The organism is Pseudomonas sp. UBA7500, from assembly GCF_002478435.1.
In the GTDB taxonomy this organism is placed as follows: Bacteria; Pseudomonadota; Gammaproteobacteria; order Pseudomonadales; family Pseudomonadaceae; genus Aquipseudomonas; species Aquipseudomonas palmensis.
Genome location: NZ_DLNW01000001.1, coordinates 266567 through 277736, shown reverse-complemented (window position 1 = coordinate 277736; position 11170 = coordinate 266567). Strand labels below are relative to the sequence as shown.

The window sequence follows — 11170 nt, the reverse complement described above, 5'->3', positions numbered from 1 at the left end:
ATCCGTCAGGACCTGTCAGGATTCAGGCCGACTTGAGCAGGCAGGTTCCGCAGGCCCTCGAAATGTTGATCTTGGCCACCTCAGGCGGCCGGCTTGCAGCGTCGATCAGCTGCTGTACGTCGTTGCTGGCACCGTAGCGCTTCACCACACCGACAAACTCTTCGACGTCATGCCCCCGCATCTCAAGCTTGGGCATACCGTCCTGGGTGAATGCCGGGGCACCGTACTTATCGAGCTTGTGCGCTATGTGGTAGAGCTCGTGTTCGACCAGGGCGCAGAACTCAGCCTCGGTGCACTGGGCGCAGTAGTCCGCGGCGAGGGTGATCAGGAACTCAGGCTCTTCGCCGAACCAGTCGCGCATCTGCTGCTCTTGGCGTGCCTTCTGCCAGCCACCCGCGCGGATCATCAACTGCTCAGCTTGGCCCAGCACTGACCTGCCCTTCTTCGCGAAGCTGGACGACGCCCACATGACTCCGACGCTCGCATCGATCAGATGGCCGTGTTCTTCGTTGTGGATGCTGCCGGTGGTAGCGAGGATCTCGCGCTGTATCCACTCCCAGACTTCAGGTGCGGGGCGCAAGGTCAACCAAAGCGATTCGAGCAGGTCGGCCGGTGGCTTTGGTCTGCTCATGCTCACTCCCGCGCCACGAAACGGCGCAACTCGATTTTGTGGCGCGGCTATGGGGAAACCCGATTGAGCGCCTCATCAGCCTTGTCGGCGGCTTTGGTAGCTGCGGTCGCCGCCTTGGTGGCTTTCTCGGCTGCCGTGCTGGTCTTGTTGGTCAGCTCATCGAGTCGATGGTCACGCTGCCGAGTGGCCTCGTCGTAGGCGGCGCGGATCTCGGCGACCTGCTGACGGTAGGAATCTGCCAGTGCCCACTGACCAAGCTGGAAGCCGAAGAACACACCGCCGGTGACCAGCAGCATGGCGATGAACCACACCTCAACCCGGCGCCACCAGTGGCGGGCCATGAACTGGATTGCGCACTTGTCCATCAGGTAGTGCCTCCCAACTTGATGCGCAGGCGGGCGATCTCGTCGCTTTGAAGCGTCACCCGCTCTGTGAGGTTGGCGACCTGACTGGTCAGGGCTTCGATCTTCCCTTCCATGCGGCCAACGGTTGCGGCTAGGTCATTGCGCTCCTTGGCAAATTGGTCGGCGCGGGCCTCGGCAAGCTTGCGGGCCTCACGCTCGGAGTCGAGCAGTTCGTTCAGCCGGCGGACGGTGCCTATGTCGGCATTGTCCATGGCGCGGTCAGCTGCATCCTTGGACAGGAACTTACGCAGCCATAGGAAGCCGCCTAGCAATACGGTGCCTGTTCCACCCAGCCAGGTGGCTGTGCCTGGGCCGAGGTCGGTAGGGTCCATTCTTAACTCCGGAAACGAAAAAGCCCCGGCAAATGCCGAGGCTTCAATAAAAAACCCGGCCTTTCGACCGGGTATCCCGAACCGCCTTGCCGACCCGTGTTGCCACGAGCATGTGCAGTTCGGATATCCATACTGCCAGGTACTCGCTGCATCCGCCACGTCAGCCGGAGACGCACGTCACCGGTGAACCGCAAAAGCTCAACGCAGATAGAGCTTCACGCTTGCGGGGCGGGAACTTCATCAACGCTGATGCAGTGCTCAATTTCGGTGATCTTCACAAGGGCCTGCTCTGCGAGCGGATAAGCGCCAAACACCCGACCTTGGTAGAACACAACCCATACGAACTCTACCGGTTCAGAGCCACCGAAAGTGCGAACCAGATCTTGGAACCTCTCAGCCAAGTCATCGAAATGCATCTGCGCCATGCCACGCAACACCATGCTGAACGCTCCTTCACTCAAAGCTGCATTCTGCGCTCAGTGAAATGTGTGGGCAACTCGCTGGTTGACTTCAAGGGATGCAGAGGGCCGGTGCTTACCCGGCTTGATGGGCTGGATCGCTGGGTCACGTACCCCAGCCCCTCATCGCGTAACCGATCAGGGCGCGCAAGGCTTTGATCGATGCCACTACCGACTTAGCCCAGCTGCTTGGGCGTGTCATCTGCATAAAACGGGACGGCCGACACAGCCAAGATCCTCGGCATTGCCTAGACTGCAGCCCAGACCGACATGATAGGAATCGTGATGAGATTTAGAATTGACTATTTCCTGAGGGGAAAGGAGCGATGGTGGTGCTGCGAGGCATCAACTGACACCCTATCGCTCGATGATGCTTTGCTCGCACTCATCACGCTCCACATGTCCTATGAGGACCAGGTGTTGCGCGTCGATCTGCCTCGCACCTCAGCTCTGGATCACATTCAGCTGGCGAAGGAGCTCGGTATCTCAGACGTGAGAGTGAGCCCCTCAATGACAAAAAACCCTGACTTGTAGGCCTGAGCTCGCCTGTGTCGTTCCGCTTGCAAGCCGCATAAACGAAAAGCCCAGCACGACGGCTGGGCCTTGTTGGATCTTAAGAGTAATTTGCCAAAGGCAAAACTCTAACAATGGCGATACAGTATCACCAGCCGTGCGGGAACGCAATAGGCCCTCAAGCGGCCTCCTTCATTTCGTAAATTGCGGCTGCCACCGGCGACAGAGCACGCTTGTCCAGGTCCTCGCAAACCTCGAAGCAGATCTGCACGAAGGGCTCCCAATCGCGGGCCCAGGCGCAGGACGGCAGCGTCACCCCATAGACCTCGTCGATCCAGCGCTTGAACCACTCCGGGCTGGCGAATGGGTCCTGCGCTGAGGATTGCCCGCCCTGGTGCATGCGGCGATACCGGAACATCACGCCCTTGGCAACGTACTCACAGCGCTCGACCTTCGCCGCGGTCATTCGCCCGGTCCGACTCATGGCCATGCTGAAGACAGCCTCCTCTGCCGCCTCACGGTCGTCATCGCTGCAGCTTGGCGCGTACATGAAGTTGCCGAACGCTCGCAGCTGGCTGGGCAGTCTTGAGATTGCCGCCTGCACTCCGCCTGCCAGCACCTGGTGCACAGCATGACTCGCATGCCGCTGCTTCTCCGTGGCCTGGACCATCGCACCCAGCAGGCCAAGCTGCTCAATGAACGATCCCTGGCTGTCCCAAGGCTGGTAGTAGCAATCGTGCCAGACCTGACGCGCGCTGTTCAGTTGCATGGGCCGCCCTCCTCGCGCTTGCGCTTTATCGCGATCAACTGGCCGCGCCCGAGGCACCAGGTGGAACCGATTGCCATGGCCAGCAGGAACATGCAGGCCGTATCGGTGATAGTCCAAGTCATGCTGCAGCCTCCTTCAGCTGTTTGATCTTTGCCCGGTACTCGGACTTGATGGCCTTGAGGTCGTCGATTGTGTACTTGCGGGCCTGATGAGGGCCTTCCAGCCAGTCCACCTGGTCGGCGCCGATGCGCTGCACCAGCCGGATGCGGTACTCGACCGCGTTACCCGACAGATTGCGATTGCACTTCACGCACTGGCGGTGGACGTTGAGCGGCTCGAAGCGCAGTTCCGGGCATGCGCCCACCGACCGGTAGTGACCGGCGTCCCAGCGGCTGCCTGTGATCAGGTCGTGATCGCTGGGCAGCGAGTCGCAGCTGATGCACGGCAGGTGCTGGTCGCGCAGGCGGATGTAGGTGTTGAATTCGGCCTGGGCCTCGCGCAGGTAGTCGGCGCGGCTCTTCAGCTTCTCCTTGCGCACCTTGATGTCGCGGCGCTCACGCTGGTCGATGGCCTTGCGGGCCTTGTCACGGTTCACCGGCGCGATGGCCAGGCCGCAGGCTGGACTGCAGACGGCCTGGCCCAGGCGGCGCGGCGGGAAGCTGGCGCCGCACGCAGGGTTCTTGCACTTCTTCGGGCGTGGTTGTTTGGCCGGGAGACTCATGCGGCCCTCCCCCGGCGCTCGCCGTAGATCGCCATCATCAGGTCATCCGGGTGCGGCAGCAGGAGCTGCAGGTGCTCGGCGCTGTAGGCGTCCAGCAGCTCTAGGTAGGTGGTCATCTGCTGGGTGTTGAACTTGCGGGTCTTGGCCCGGCCTACGCGGTACCGGGTGCCGTCAGGCAGTTCCACCGGATGCACTTCGGCAGGCCAGAGCTTGGCCACGAGGATCTCGTGCCACTCTTCGGCGCTGGCCAGCTGGCCGTGCGAGTCGCGCAGGTGCGCCTGGATCAGCCCGTTCCACATCCACAGCAGGCGGTTCTGGGCGTCGCTGCGCTTGTTGCGCACTTCGACGATGGTCAAGCGGCGCGGCTTGGCCAGGTCAAGTCCGGTGAGGTAGCCGATCAGGCGGGCGCGGTCTTGCTCGGTGCGAAGCATGAGGTCAGCCATGGAAAGCCACCTCCGCCTTTGCAAGCGCTCGGTCATGGCAAACAAGCCCGCGCGCCTTCGAGTGCAGAGCAAGTCGGCGGATATCGCCGTCACGGTGATCCTTGAAACCCTCCCAAGTCGTGTACCACTGCTCAAGCATGGAGAGGGAAATCTGGATGATCAGGAGTCGGCGGTTATCAATCACGATTCGCCTCCTTGGCCATGGCCGCGCGCCCGGCGATATACTCGGGCAGGTTTCGGCAACCTTCGTCATCCTCATAAAGGGCAAGAGGATCGCTCAGGGCATTGCGCAGCGCCTCGTTCTCGGCCTTGAGCTCGTCCACTTGGATCATCAGTTCTCCCCGTGCACGCAGATCCTGACTGCTCGCTGATTTCCATGCCTCCATTTGCTGCTGGTAGGAGACTTGGCCAGCCGGCGGCGAAAGCCGCTCGATCTCCGCGAGCAGGGCCAGAACAACAGCAGGGTTCGCGGCATCGTCATAGGCGAGCTCAGCGGAGTGCCAGGCTTCGGCAAGCTCGTCCCCACCGTGCTCGCACAGTGCCGCATAAGATTCATTGGCGGCTTCGGCCAGCGCCTTGAGCTTTGCCTTGTCGATGGTCATGGCGCCACCTTCAGGCCCTGGGCCTCGATTACAGAGCGGCACTCACCAAGGGCGTGGTTGTAGGCGTCTTGGGCTGCCTCCTCCTTCGACGTACTGGTCCTGCAGGTGTCCTCGGACGGCAGCTCCACCACCACGGCCTCGCGGGAGGCCTGCCAGCCCCACCACGCAATCGACATATCGCCATGCGCCTTGGAATCGCCAGACTTGGCTGCAGCGAAGGTCAGGGGGTATTTCTCGCTGAAGACGGCTTGGAACTGCTCGCGGCTGATGTCGCGCATCTTGTTGGTGTCCATCAGTGCTTCTCCTCGAGCTTGTTCATCAGCCAGGCGGTGGGTATTGCGGCCAGCAGGATCGACGGGCCTGCCATGATCGCCAGCTTCGCGGGCCACGGCAGATCCAGTGACACGGCAAACTTGACCCACAGGGTGAAGGCCGCAGATGCCCCAAGGATCACGGTCGGAGCCAGCAGGATCATCAGCACAGCTTTGAGATAGGTACGCATCACACCCCCTCCTTGCCGCGGTGCGATTCCCAGGTGAACGGCAGCACGATCACCCCGCCTTCACGCAATCGGTCGGCGGAGCGCTCACCCATCGCCGCTGGCAGTTCGCGAACATCCAGATTGGAAATCACGATGGTGGGCAACATCCGCTCGTAGCGGCCGTTGATGATCGAGAACAGGCGGCTGAGCTCGAAGTCGCTCGGGGCTTCCCTGCTGGCGCCGACCTCGTCCAGCACCAGCAGCGTGGGGCGCACCAGCGCGTCGAGGATGCTGCCCTCGGTCTGGCTGGAGCTGCCGTCGAAGGTCGTGCGGATCGCTTGCAGGATGCCGCCAAGCGTGCGATAGACTGCGGTGTACTCGGTCAATTCCATAACGGCCTGAGCCATGGAAACGCCCAGGTGGGTCTTTCCGGTGCCAGGGTGGCCGACCAGGATCACGCAGCGCCCGGCTTCGAGGTTCTGCTGGAACTGCTCGACGTAGAGCCGGCAGCGCGCCAGGGCCTTGGCCTGGCCAGGGCTGGAAGCTTGGTAGGTGTCGAAGGTCTTGTCCTTGAAGCGCTTGGGCACCAAGGCATCGCCGAGCTTCCAGGCCAGTTCGTGGCGTTGACGCTCGACGAGCTCAGCCTTCTCCTTCGCGATCCGGGCGGCCTTGCAGTGCGGGCACGGCGAACGGAACGTGTGGCTCAGCACCTGGGTGACGGTGGCCGAGTACTCCCCGTGATCCTCGCAGACTGCCATCGAGGTGACTTGTGGGCTGGCCATGCTGGACAGGTGCACGACTTTCTCAGAACGCATAGGAACCATCCTCTCGGGGGATCAGGCCGGCGGTGTAGTCACGGTCAGCGAAGCCGTGGTGGCGCGACTGGGTGGCTGGAGCGGCTTCGGCCAGGCGCTTGATCACCCAGGACGCCTTGAAGCCCTGCCACCCGGAATTCAGCGCTTCGGTGATTGCGTCGTTCGCGGAGATACCGGCGTCGGCGCACTTGGCCAGCTCGGTGTTCACGGTTGCCCAGACGGTGGCAGTCACAGCAGCGCGCTTGACCTTTCGCTGGGCCAGCCAGTCGGCCAGCAACTGCTCAGGGACGTTGTGCGGGTTGTCAGCCAGCAACTGGGCCATGCCGAACGGTGCCTTGCGCTCAGCCTTCGGTGGCTCGACCGGCTCTTGGGGGGGATTAATCTCTTTCGAAGAAAGAGTTAATAGGGGTTCTTTCTTGGAATAGAGAAGGGAGTCGTCGGTTTCGGTCTGTTTCGCAGCAGATCCGATTCGGACGATTTGAGCCGAGTCAGACGATATGGTCTGTTTCGGATGCTCAACAAATACCCACTCCTTCGGGTCGCACAGGCCGATATCGCCACGGGCACCACCCTCACGGAACAGCACCCGGCGCCGCAGCAGGCCGGAGATAGCCTTGGAGATCGTGTCGGGGTGAATGTTGGTGGCCTTGGCGATAGCGGTGGCCGGGATGCGCTGGGCGCCCTCGTTGAAGTTCAGGGTGGCCTTGGCCACGTACAGCACGACCTTCATCTCGTGCGCCGACAGGTTGATGGCCATCAGGCCATCCATCAGATGATTGTCCATCCGGGTAAACCCCCCGGTGTTGCGTAGCGGGATGATATTTGTCATGATTCGTCTCGTTGAATAGCTGTTGAAGAAGCCGGTCTAGCCACCGGCTTTTTTGCGTCTGCGGTTTGGGTGCTGTTGTTTTCAACGGCAGTTCCTCATGAGTCCCTCAGGGGCTTATAAGCCCTTGCGAAACGACCGAACGTTGCTTCGGCCAGGCTCCGTTCTCGTCATTCGGTCGAGAGCCTCATTGATGATTTGTGCCGCCAGTTGCTCAGGGGTTAAGCCCTTCTGCCTGGCGAGATACGCCAGATCCGAATTGCCCTTCCCGTCGAGCTGGATCTCCAGCTCTTTGCTTTCTGGCACAGGGCCTCCTCGGCCACTTCAGGCCACGTCAGTGTTCGCGTTAAGCTCTTGCATCATCTGGTCGAGACCGCGCTCCAAAATTTCCCTGGCGAGCACAGCCTTCTGCGTGCGCTTGAAGCGAGCCATCGCCGAAAGCAAGTCGTCGGCAGCCTCATCCAAGCGAACCTTGGTGGGCTTGTTGTGCAGGTGGTCGGGGTCGAAATACGACACGGTGGGTTCCTTTGTGGTTGAAAGTGGTTAAGCGGCGGAAAGCGCGTGGGTCGGGTTGCTGTCGATCTGGCCCCATGGGAACGAAGGGCACAGATCGGCACGATTCACGACGCCATTCGTAAGCGCCTCAATCTGTAATGCGCGCTTGGCTGGGACCGTGCGCTCTCCTGAACACCATTGATTGACGGTGGGTGCCGCAACATTCAGCCGGCGCGCCAACTCCGCCTGGCTGCCCAGCACGCGGGATGCTTCTTTGGCTGCTTCTGCTGATTTCATGAGTTCTCTCCTGGAGATTTACCGATGAATATAAGGCATTACCTTATTACGCACAAGCCATTGCCTAACCACGCTGGCGATAGGCCTAATTAGGCAATGCTTACCGGACCAGAACTAGGTGCAGCCATTGATGCTGCGCGGATCGCCAAGGGCGTATCCAAGAAACAGCTCGCAGACGACTTCCAGGTGAAGCCTCCGTCGGTGCAGGGCTGGGTGAAAAACGGCCGGATCGACAAGTCCAAGCTGATGGACGTGATCGCTTACTTTTCTGACGTGGTTGGCCCTGAACACTGGGGGCTTCGCCCTGGCTTCTCCTACGAGAGCATCCAGGACGTCACTTCTGAGCCTGCTGCAGAGCCGGCGCCAACCTCAGCTGCCGATATGGTTCGCGCCATGCTCGCCAAACAAGGCAAGAACTTGTCGGATTCGGCGCGCGCGCAGTTGATCGCAGCCGCCGAAGCGACCGATGAGGGAAATGTGATTACAGCGGATTTCTCCCGGCCTGGCCTGGTCGGTGATGAGGTTAGGATCGCTCACTACGACATCCGCGCAGCCATGGGCGGAGGCCAGATTCCGCACGATTACCCGGAGATGCTCAAGGACATTCGCGTCAGTCCGAGACATCTACGCGAGCTGGGGGTCGAGTTCGAGGAGCATTACCACCTGAAGGTAGTCACCGGCTGGGGCCAGTCCATGGAGCCCACCATCAAGCACCGCGACCCGCTGATCGTGAACATCAACGTCCGCGACTTCGTGGGCGATGGGGTGTACCTATTCGTCTGGGATGACCTGCTCTACATCAAGCGTCTGCAGGTGGCTGATGAGGAGCACTACGAGATGATCTCGGACAACCCGCGGCACAAGGATCGGCTGATCCGGAGGGACATGACCTACATCCAGGCCAGGGTGCTGCTGGTATGGAATGCGCATTTGGTCTAGGCGGATGCCTACAAGGGAGCAAGATGACTGCATCTAGTGATGAAAAAACTGTGATTCATTTCAACGAGCTGATCAATTTCTTGGCTGCACGTAGGCCCGATCAAAAGTGCTCAGTGTGCGGGCAGGATGAAGGCTGGAAATTTCATGCAGAGGCAAAATCCAAGGAGGAGAATCCGAAGATGACAATCTTTGAAGTTCCCGTGCAGGGCGATCCCTCTGTAAAGAGCTGGATCGACTCCGTCTGCATCGAGTGCCCAAAATGCGCCACGATGAATTTCCTTGGAGCTAATGCTGTAGCCGCTTTCACCGCTGAGCGAGCGAAAGGGAATGGCTGATAATATTGTTTATGGCGGCTGGGGTGACAACCGTTCTGGGGTCAAGGATACTGACATCATGAACGATATTACTCGCGAAGAAATCAACGCCAGGCTCGAAACCATCGAGGTCAAAATGGACGCTCGGGTTGAGGCCATTTCGTCAAAAATTGACGGATTTCTCGCTGCCCAAGCGGAGCGGGATCGCCGCTTGGATGATTCTATTGCCGGAGTTCGCCGTGACATTGATAGGCTCGGGAGCCTGAAGCTCAACATCTGGGGAGCAATGGTCACTGCGGTTACCGTGGGGATTGCCATCACTGCCCTGAGCCTAACCTTCTACCAGACTGGAAAATCCGAAAACTCATCCAACCAGACGGCTGCGCCGGCGATATCTCAGCCCCCGGTCGCCCAGCCTAATAAGTAAACAAGCCCGCCCCGGCGGGCTTTTTTCTGCCTGTCAAAAAGGCGCAGCCTCCTCTACCCTCTCCTCCTCCCAACCCTTCTCCACGACCAAGTCGTCTCGATCCTCGGCGCTCTGTTCCTCCCAGCGGACCGTCACGCTCTCGTCGTCGTTGAACGTCAGGTCCAGCTCCGGCGTCTCGGCCAGCAGCCCCATCACCTCCTCCCACTCCATGTCTCCGTCCGTATCCAAGCGATGGATCGTCACCCAGCGCTGCGATTGCGCGATCGGGTGATTGATCATCGACGAGACCCGCAGGCCCAGCCGCTCGAGGGCTGTCATTTCTTGGCGCGCTTGTGGAGTCGACTTCTTCTGCTTGGCCATACCTTCCTCCGCTAACTGTACATCCATCCAGTATTAGGCAGAGCTTACCCGAGCTATCGAACGATGCAAGCCCGGAAGGCGGATTAGGCACTCTCGAAAAAAGTTAGGCATTACCTATTTACAATGATTAGGCATTGGCTTATCGTTCATTCCATCGAGGCGCTCCAAAGCCCCTCGGGAGGCCCTCAACCGGGCCGCCGCTCTTTAACAGCCAGCGCAACAACCAACAGACCGCATTGCCTCTACCGGCGACCGGCGATCAGACAGCCCCGAAAGGCTGCCCACGACAGGGAGAACCCTGTACGGCTGACGAAGGTGAAACACCTAAACCGAGAGAACGACCCGGGCATGCAATGCGCCCCGCCACCCCGGCGGTAATGGGACAGAACGATTCACTGAAGCACCTGGGCGACCGGGTGCTTTGGGAATCCACTGGAGGAAAACGAAATGCCAAATTGGGTAACCAACAAGGTCAAGGCGCCGCAGGAAGTCATTCAGGCGATGCTGAATGAGGAAGGCCGGATCGACTTCGGAAAGATCATCAGCTTCGAGGGCGAGTTTCCATGGAATGGTGTGATTGGCGATGCTGAAACCGCTGCTGAGCATGTGCTTCGCGTGCCGGTCAACGACCACCCGCTTGTTGGCGCCATGCAGTTGGAAAGCCGGAACCGCGTTGATCTGTCGAAGCTGAGCGATGAAAGCTTCGAACAGTTCGTGCAGATGCTGCGCAATCACCGGAAGACCGGCTTCATGCACAGCATGGACTTCGCCAGATCCGCCTGGGGCACCAAGTGGAATGCCTGCGAGCCGAATGTCGATGGCCCTGAGTCAGCGAGCTTTGAAACCGCCTGGTCCTTCCCTGAACCGATCTTCCTCAAGCTGAGCTCAATGTTCCCTGAGGCCACCATCGTGCTCACCTATGCCGACGAAGATATCGGCAGCAACTGCGGGACTGTGACCTTCAAGGGTGGCGAAGCGGTTTCTCGCGATGAGTCGGCTGGCTGGAACAGCATGTCAGAAGCTGACCAGCAGAAGTGGCAAGCCTTCGCTTACGAGGTGAAGGGCTGGGAGCCTGAGCCAGACGAAGACTGACCAACCAGCGCCACGTCAGCCTGACGTTAACTGCCCGATGCCCTGCTCCCCATCGCAGGCTGCATCGGAGTGTGATCTGAATGCGCAGGCTGATGCGCAGGGAAAGACCCAACGGGCTTTGCACGACTTTCCTTACCCGACTCTCGTGCATCGACGCTCCGTAGGGCTACTCATCTAACCACCGCCATTTGATGCGGCAAGCCGGAAAGAACGCAGCACCGGCCAGATCACACCCCGATGCATCCCCTTCC

21 protein-coding genes are annotated in these 11170 nt (G+C 60.2%); 4 read left to right on the top strand and 17 right to left on the bottom strand.

Features of this window, described 5'->3' with window-relative positions; translation table 11 throughout:
- Nucleotides 1-22: 22 nt before the first annotated feature.
- From B4I46_RS01365 to B4I46_RS01290, 16 genes are all read right to left on the bottom strand, one after another.
- On the bottom strand, nt 23-631 hold the full coding sequence (locus tag B4I46_RS01365; RefSeq protein WP_286898226.1) for a putative metallopeptidase: 609 nt from the start codon (nt 629-631) through the stop codon (nt 23-25).
- Between the two features lie 47 nt (nt 632-678).
- Complete coding sequence (locus tag B4I46_RS01360) at nt 679-996, bottom strand: hypothetical protein (protein ID WP_286898225.1); 318 nt, start codon at nt 994-996, stop codon at nt 679-681.
- Nucleotides 996-1367: a hypothetical protein gene (locus B4I46_RS01355; protein WP_054915223.1), complete on the bottom strand. Its 372-nt coding sequence runs from the start codon at nt 1365-1367 to the stop codon at nt 996-998. Before B4I46_RS01355 ends, B4I46_RS01360 begins: the two co-directional genes overlap by 1 nt.
- A 215-nt stretch (nt 1368-1582) precedes the next feature.
- Nucleotides 1583-1807: a hypothetical protein gene (locus B4I46_RS01350; protein ID WP_054915224.1), complete on the bottom strand. Its 225-nt coding sequence runs from the start codon at nt 1805-1807 to the stop codon at nt 1583-1585.
- A gap of 709 nt (nt 1808-2516) precedes the next feature.
- Nucleotides 2517-3107, bottom strand: a complete 591-nt coding sequence (locus B4I46_RS01345) for a hypothetical protein (RefSeq protein ID WP_286898218.1) — start codon at nt 3105-3107, stop codon at nt 2517-2519.
- Nucleotides 3098-3229 carry a hypothetical protein gene (locus B4I46_RS01340; protein WP_286898216.1) on the bottom strand — a complete coding sequence of 44 codons (132 nt, stop codon included), beginning with the start codon at nt 3227-3229 and terminating at the stop codon, nt 3098-3100. Before B4I46_RS01340 ends, B4I46_RS01345 begins: the two co-directional genes overlap by 10 nt.
- A complete protein-coding gene (locus tag B4I46_RS01335) occupies nt 3226-3828 on the bottom strand; it encodes a recombination protein NinG (RefSeq protein WP_286898215.1) in 603 nt (200 codons plus the stop codon). The genes B4I46_RS01340 and B4I46_RS01335 overlap by 4 nt, the downstream gene beginning before the upstream one ends.
- Nucleotides 3825-4271, bottom strand: a complete 447-nt coding sequence (locus tag B4I46_RS01330) for a recombination protein NinB (protein WP_210015049.1) — start codon at nt 4269-4271, stop codon at nt 3825-3827. Before B4I46_RS01330 ends, B4I46_RS01335 begins: the two co-directional genes overlap by 4 nt.
- A complete protein-coding gene (locus B4I46_RS01325; protein WP_210015050.1) occupies nt 4264-4455 on the bottom strand; it encodes a hypothetical protein in 192 nt (63 codons plus the stop codon). Before B4I46_RS01325 ends, B4I46_RS01330 begins: the two co-directional genes overlap by 8 nt.
- Nucleotides 4448-4873: a hypothetical protein gene (locus tag B4I46_RS01320; protein WP_286898208.1), complete on the bottom strand. Its 426-nt coding sequence runs from the start codon at nt 4871-4873 to the stop codon at nt 4448-4450. Before B4I46_RS01320 ends, B4I46_RS01325 begins: the two co-directional genes overlap by 8 nt.
- Entirely contained in the window at nt 4870-5166 is a 297-nt protein-coding gene (locus B4I46_RS01315; RefSeq protein ID WP_286898206.1) for a hypothetical protein, read from the bottom strand. Before B4I46_RS01315 ends, B4I46_RS01320 begins: the two co-directional genes overlap by 4 nt.
- Nucleotides 5166-5375, bottom strand: coding sequence for a hypothetical protein (locus B4I46_RS01310; protein ID WP_286898204.1), 210 nt, complete (start codon nt 5373-5375; stop codon nt 5166-5168). Before B4I46_RS01310 ends, B4I46_RS01315 begins: the two co-directional genes overlap by 1 nt.
- Nucleotides 5375-6169, bottom strand: a complete 795-nt coding sequence (locus B4I46_RS01305; protein ID WP_286898201.1) for an ATP-binding protein — start codon at nt 6167-6169, stop codon at nt 5375-5377. Before B4I46_RS01305 ends, B4I46_RS01310 begins: the two co-directional genes overlap by 1 nt.
- The gene (locus B4I46_RS01300; protein ID WP_258658520.1) at nt 6159-6998 is read right to left on the bottom strand and encodes a replication protein; all 840 of its coding nucleotides are present in this window, start codon (nt 6996-6998) and stop codon (nt 6159-6161) included. The genes B4I46_RS01305 and B4I46_RS01300 overlap by 11 nt, the downstream gene beginning before the upstream one ends.
- A gap of 321 nt (nt 6999-7319) precedes the next feature.
- Nucleotides 7320-7511, bottom strand: a complete 192-nt coding sequence (locus B4I46_RS01295; protein ID WP_064314396.1) for a hypothetical protein — start codon at nt 7509-7511, stop codon at nt 7320-7322.
- 27 nt (nt 7512-7538) lie between these two features.
- The gene (locus B4I46_RS01290; RefSeq protein WP_210015055.1) at nt 7539-7787 is read right to left on the bottom strand and encodes a transcriptional regulator; all 249 of its coding nucleotides are present in this window, start codon (nt 7785-7787) and stop codon (nt 7539-7541) included.
- Between the two features lie 96 nt (nt 7788-7883).
- On the opposite strand from B4I46_RS01290, the gene B4I46_RS01285 reads away from it, so the two are divergent.
- Genes B4I46_RS01285 through B4I46_RS01275 form a run of 3 tightly spaced genes read left to right on the top strand, consistent with a single transcriptional unit; the run spans nt 7884 to nt 9467 of the window.
- Nucleotides 7884-8726, top strand: coding sequence for a S24 family peptidase (locus B4I46_RS01285; protein ID WP_258658524.1), 843 nt, complete (start codon nt 7884-7886; stop codon nt 8724-8726).
- 23 nt (nt 8727-8749) lie between these two features.
- Complete coding sequence (locus B4I46_RS01280) at nt 8750-9061, top strand: hypothetical protein (protein ID WP_286898195.1); 312 nt, start codon at nt 8750-8752, stop codon at nt 9059-9061.
- A complete protein-coding gene (locus B4I46_RS01275; RefSeq protein WP_258658532.1) occupies nt 9054-9467 on the top strand; it encodes a hypothetical protein in 414 nt (137 codons plus the stop codon). The genes B4I46_RS01280 and B4I46_RS01275 overlap by 8 nt, the downstream gene beginning before the upstream one ends.
- A gap of 33 nt (nt 9468-9500) precedes the next feature.
- Here B4I46_RS01275 and B4I46_RS01270 read toward each other — a convergent pair whose 3' ends face one another.
- The gene (locus B4I46_RS01270; protein ID WP_286898192.1) at nt 9501-9827 is read right to left on the bottom strand and encodes a DUF1654 domain-containing protein; all 327 of its coding nucleotides are present in this window, start codon (nt 9825-9827) and stop codon (nt 9501-9503) included.
- A gap of 447 nt (nt 9828-10274) precedes the next feature.
- On the opposite strand from B4I46_RS01270, the gene B4I46_RS01265 reads away from it, so the two are divergent.
- The gene (locus B4I46_RS01265) at nt 10275-10919 is read left to right on the top strand and encodes a hypothetical protein (RefSeq protein ID WP_258658549.1); all 645 of its coding nucleotides are present in this window, start codon (nt 10275-10277) and stop codon (nt 10917-10919) included.
- The last annotated feature ends 251 nt before the right edge of the window (nt 10920-11170 follow it).

Bases quoted from the DNA above. Each gene is read 5' to 3' on its own strand.
- B4I46_RS01365 (WP_286898226.1), bottom strand. From the start codon at position 631: ATGAGCAGACCAAAGCCACCGGCCGACCTGCTCGAATCGCTTTGGTTG.
- B4I46_RS01360 (WP_286898225.1), bottom strand. From the start codon at position 996: ATGGACAAGTGCGCAATCCAGTTCATGGCCCGCCACTGGTGGCGCCGG.
- B4I46_RS01355 (WP_054915223.1), bottom strand. From the start codon at position 1,367: ATGGACCCTACCGACCTCGGCCCAGGCACAGCCACCTGGCTGGGTGGA.
- B4I46_RS01350 (WP_054915224.1), bottom strand. From the start codon at position 1,807: ATGGTGTTGCGTGGCATGGCGCAGATGCATTTCGATGACTTGGCTGAG.
- B4I46_RS01345 (WP_286898218.1), bottom strand. From the start codon at position 3,107: ATGCAACTGAACAGCGCGCGTCAGGTCTGGCACGATTGCTACTACCAG.
- B4I46_RS01340 (WP_286898216.1), bottom strand. From the start codon at position 3,229: ATGACTTGGACTATCACCGATACGGCCTGCATGTTCCTGCTGGCCATG.
- B4I46_RS01335 (WP_286898215.1), bottom strand. From the start codon at position 3,828: ATGAGTCTCCCGGCCAAACAACCACGCCCGAAGAAGTGCAAGAACCCT.
- B4I46_RS01330 (WP_210015049.1), bottom strand. From the start codon at position 4,271: ATGGCTGACCTCATGCTTCGCACCGAGCAAGACCGCGCCCGCCTGATC.
- B4I46_RS01320 (WP_286898208.1), bottom strand. From the start codon at position 4,873: ATGACCATCGACAAGGCAAAGCTCAAGGCGCTGGCCGAAGCCGCCAAT.
- B4I46_RS01315 (WP_286898206.1), bottom strand. From the start codon at position 5,166: ATGGACACCAACAAGATGCGCGACATCAGCCGCGAGCAGTTCCAAGCC.
- B4I46_RS01310 (WP_286898204.1), bottom strand. From the start codon at position 5,375: ATGCGTACCTATCTCAAAGCTGTGCTGATGATCCTGCTGGCTCCGACC.
- B4I46_RS01305 (WP_286898201.1), bottom strand. From the start codon at position 6,169: ATGCGTTCTGAGAAAGTCGTGCACCTGTCCAGCATGGCCAGCCCACAA.
- B4I46_RS01300 (WP_258658520.1), bottom strand. From the start codon at position 6,998: ATGACAAATATCATCCCGCTACGCAACACCGGGGGGTTTACCCGGATG.
- B4I46_RS01290 (WP_210015055.1), bottom strand. From the start codon at position 7,787: ATGAAATCAGCAGAAGCAGCCAAAGAAGCATCCCGCGTGCTGGGCAGC.
- B4I46_RS01285 (WP_258658524.1), top strand. From the start codon at position 7,884: ATGCTTACCGGACCAGAACTAGGTGCAGCCATTGATGCTGCGCGGATC.
- B4I46_RS01280 (WP_286898195.1), top strand. From the start codon at position 8,750: ATGACTGCATCTAGTGATGAAAAAACTGTGATTCATTTCAACGAGCTG.
- B4I46_RS01275 (WP_258658532.1), top strand. From the start codon at position 9,054: ATGGCTGATAATATTGTTTATGGCGGCTGGGGTGACAACCGTTCTGGG.
- B4I46_RS01270 (WP_286898192.1), bottom strand. From the start codon at position 9,827: ATGGCCAAGCAGAAGAAGTCGACTCCACAAGCGCGCCAAGAAATGACA.
- B4I46_RS01265 (WP_258658549.1), top strand. From the start codon at position 10,275: ATGCCAAATTGGGTAACCAACAAGGTCAAGGCGCCGCAGGAAGTCATT.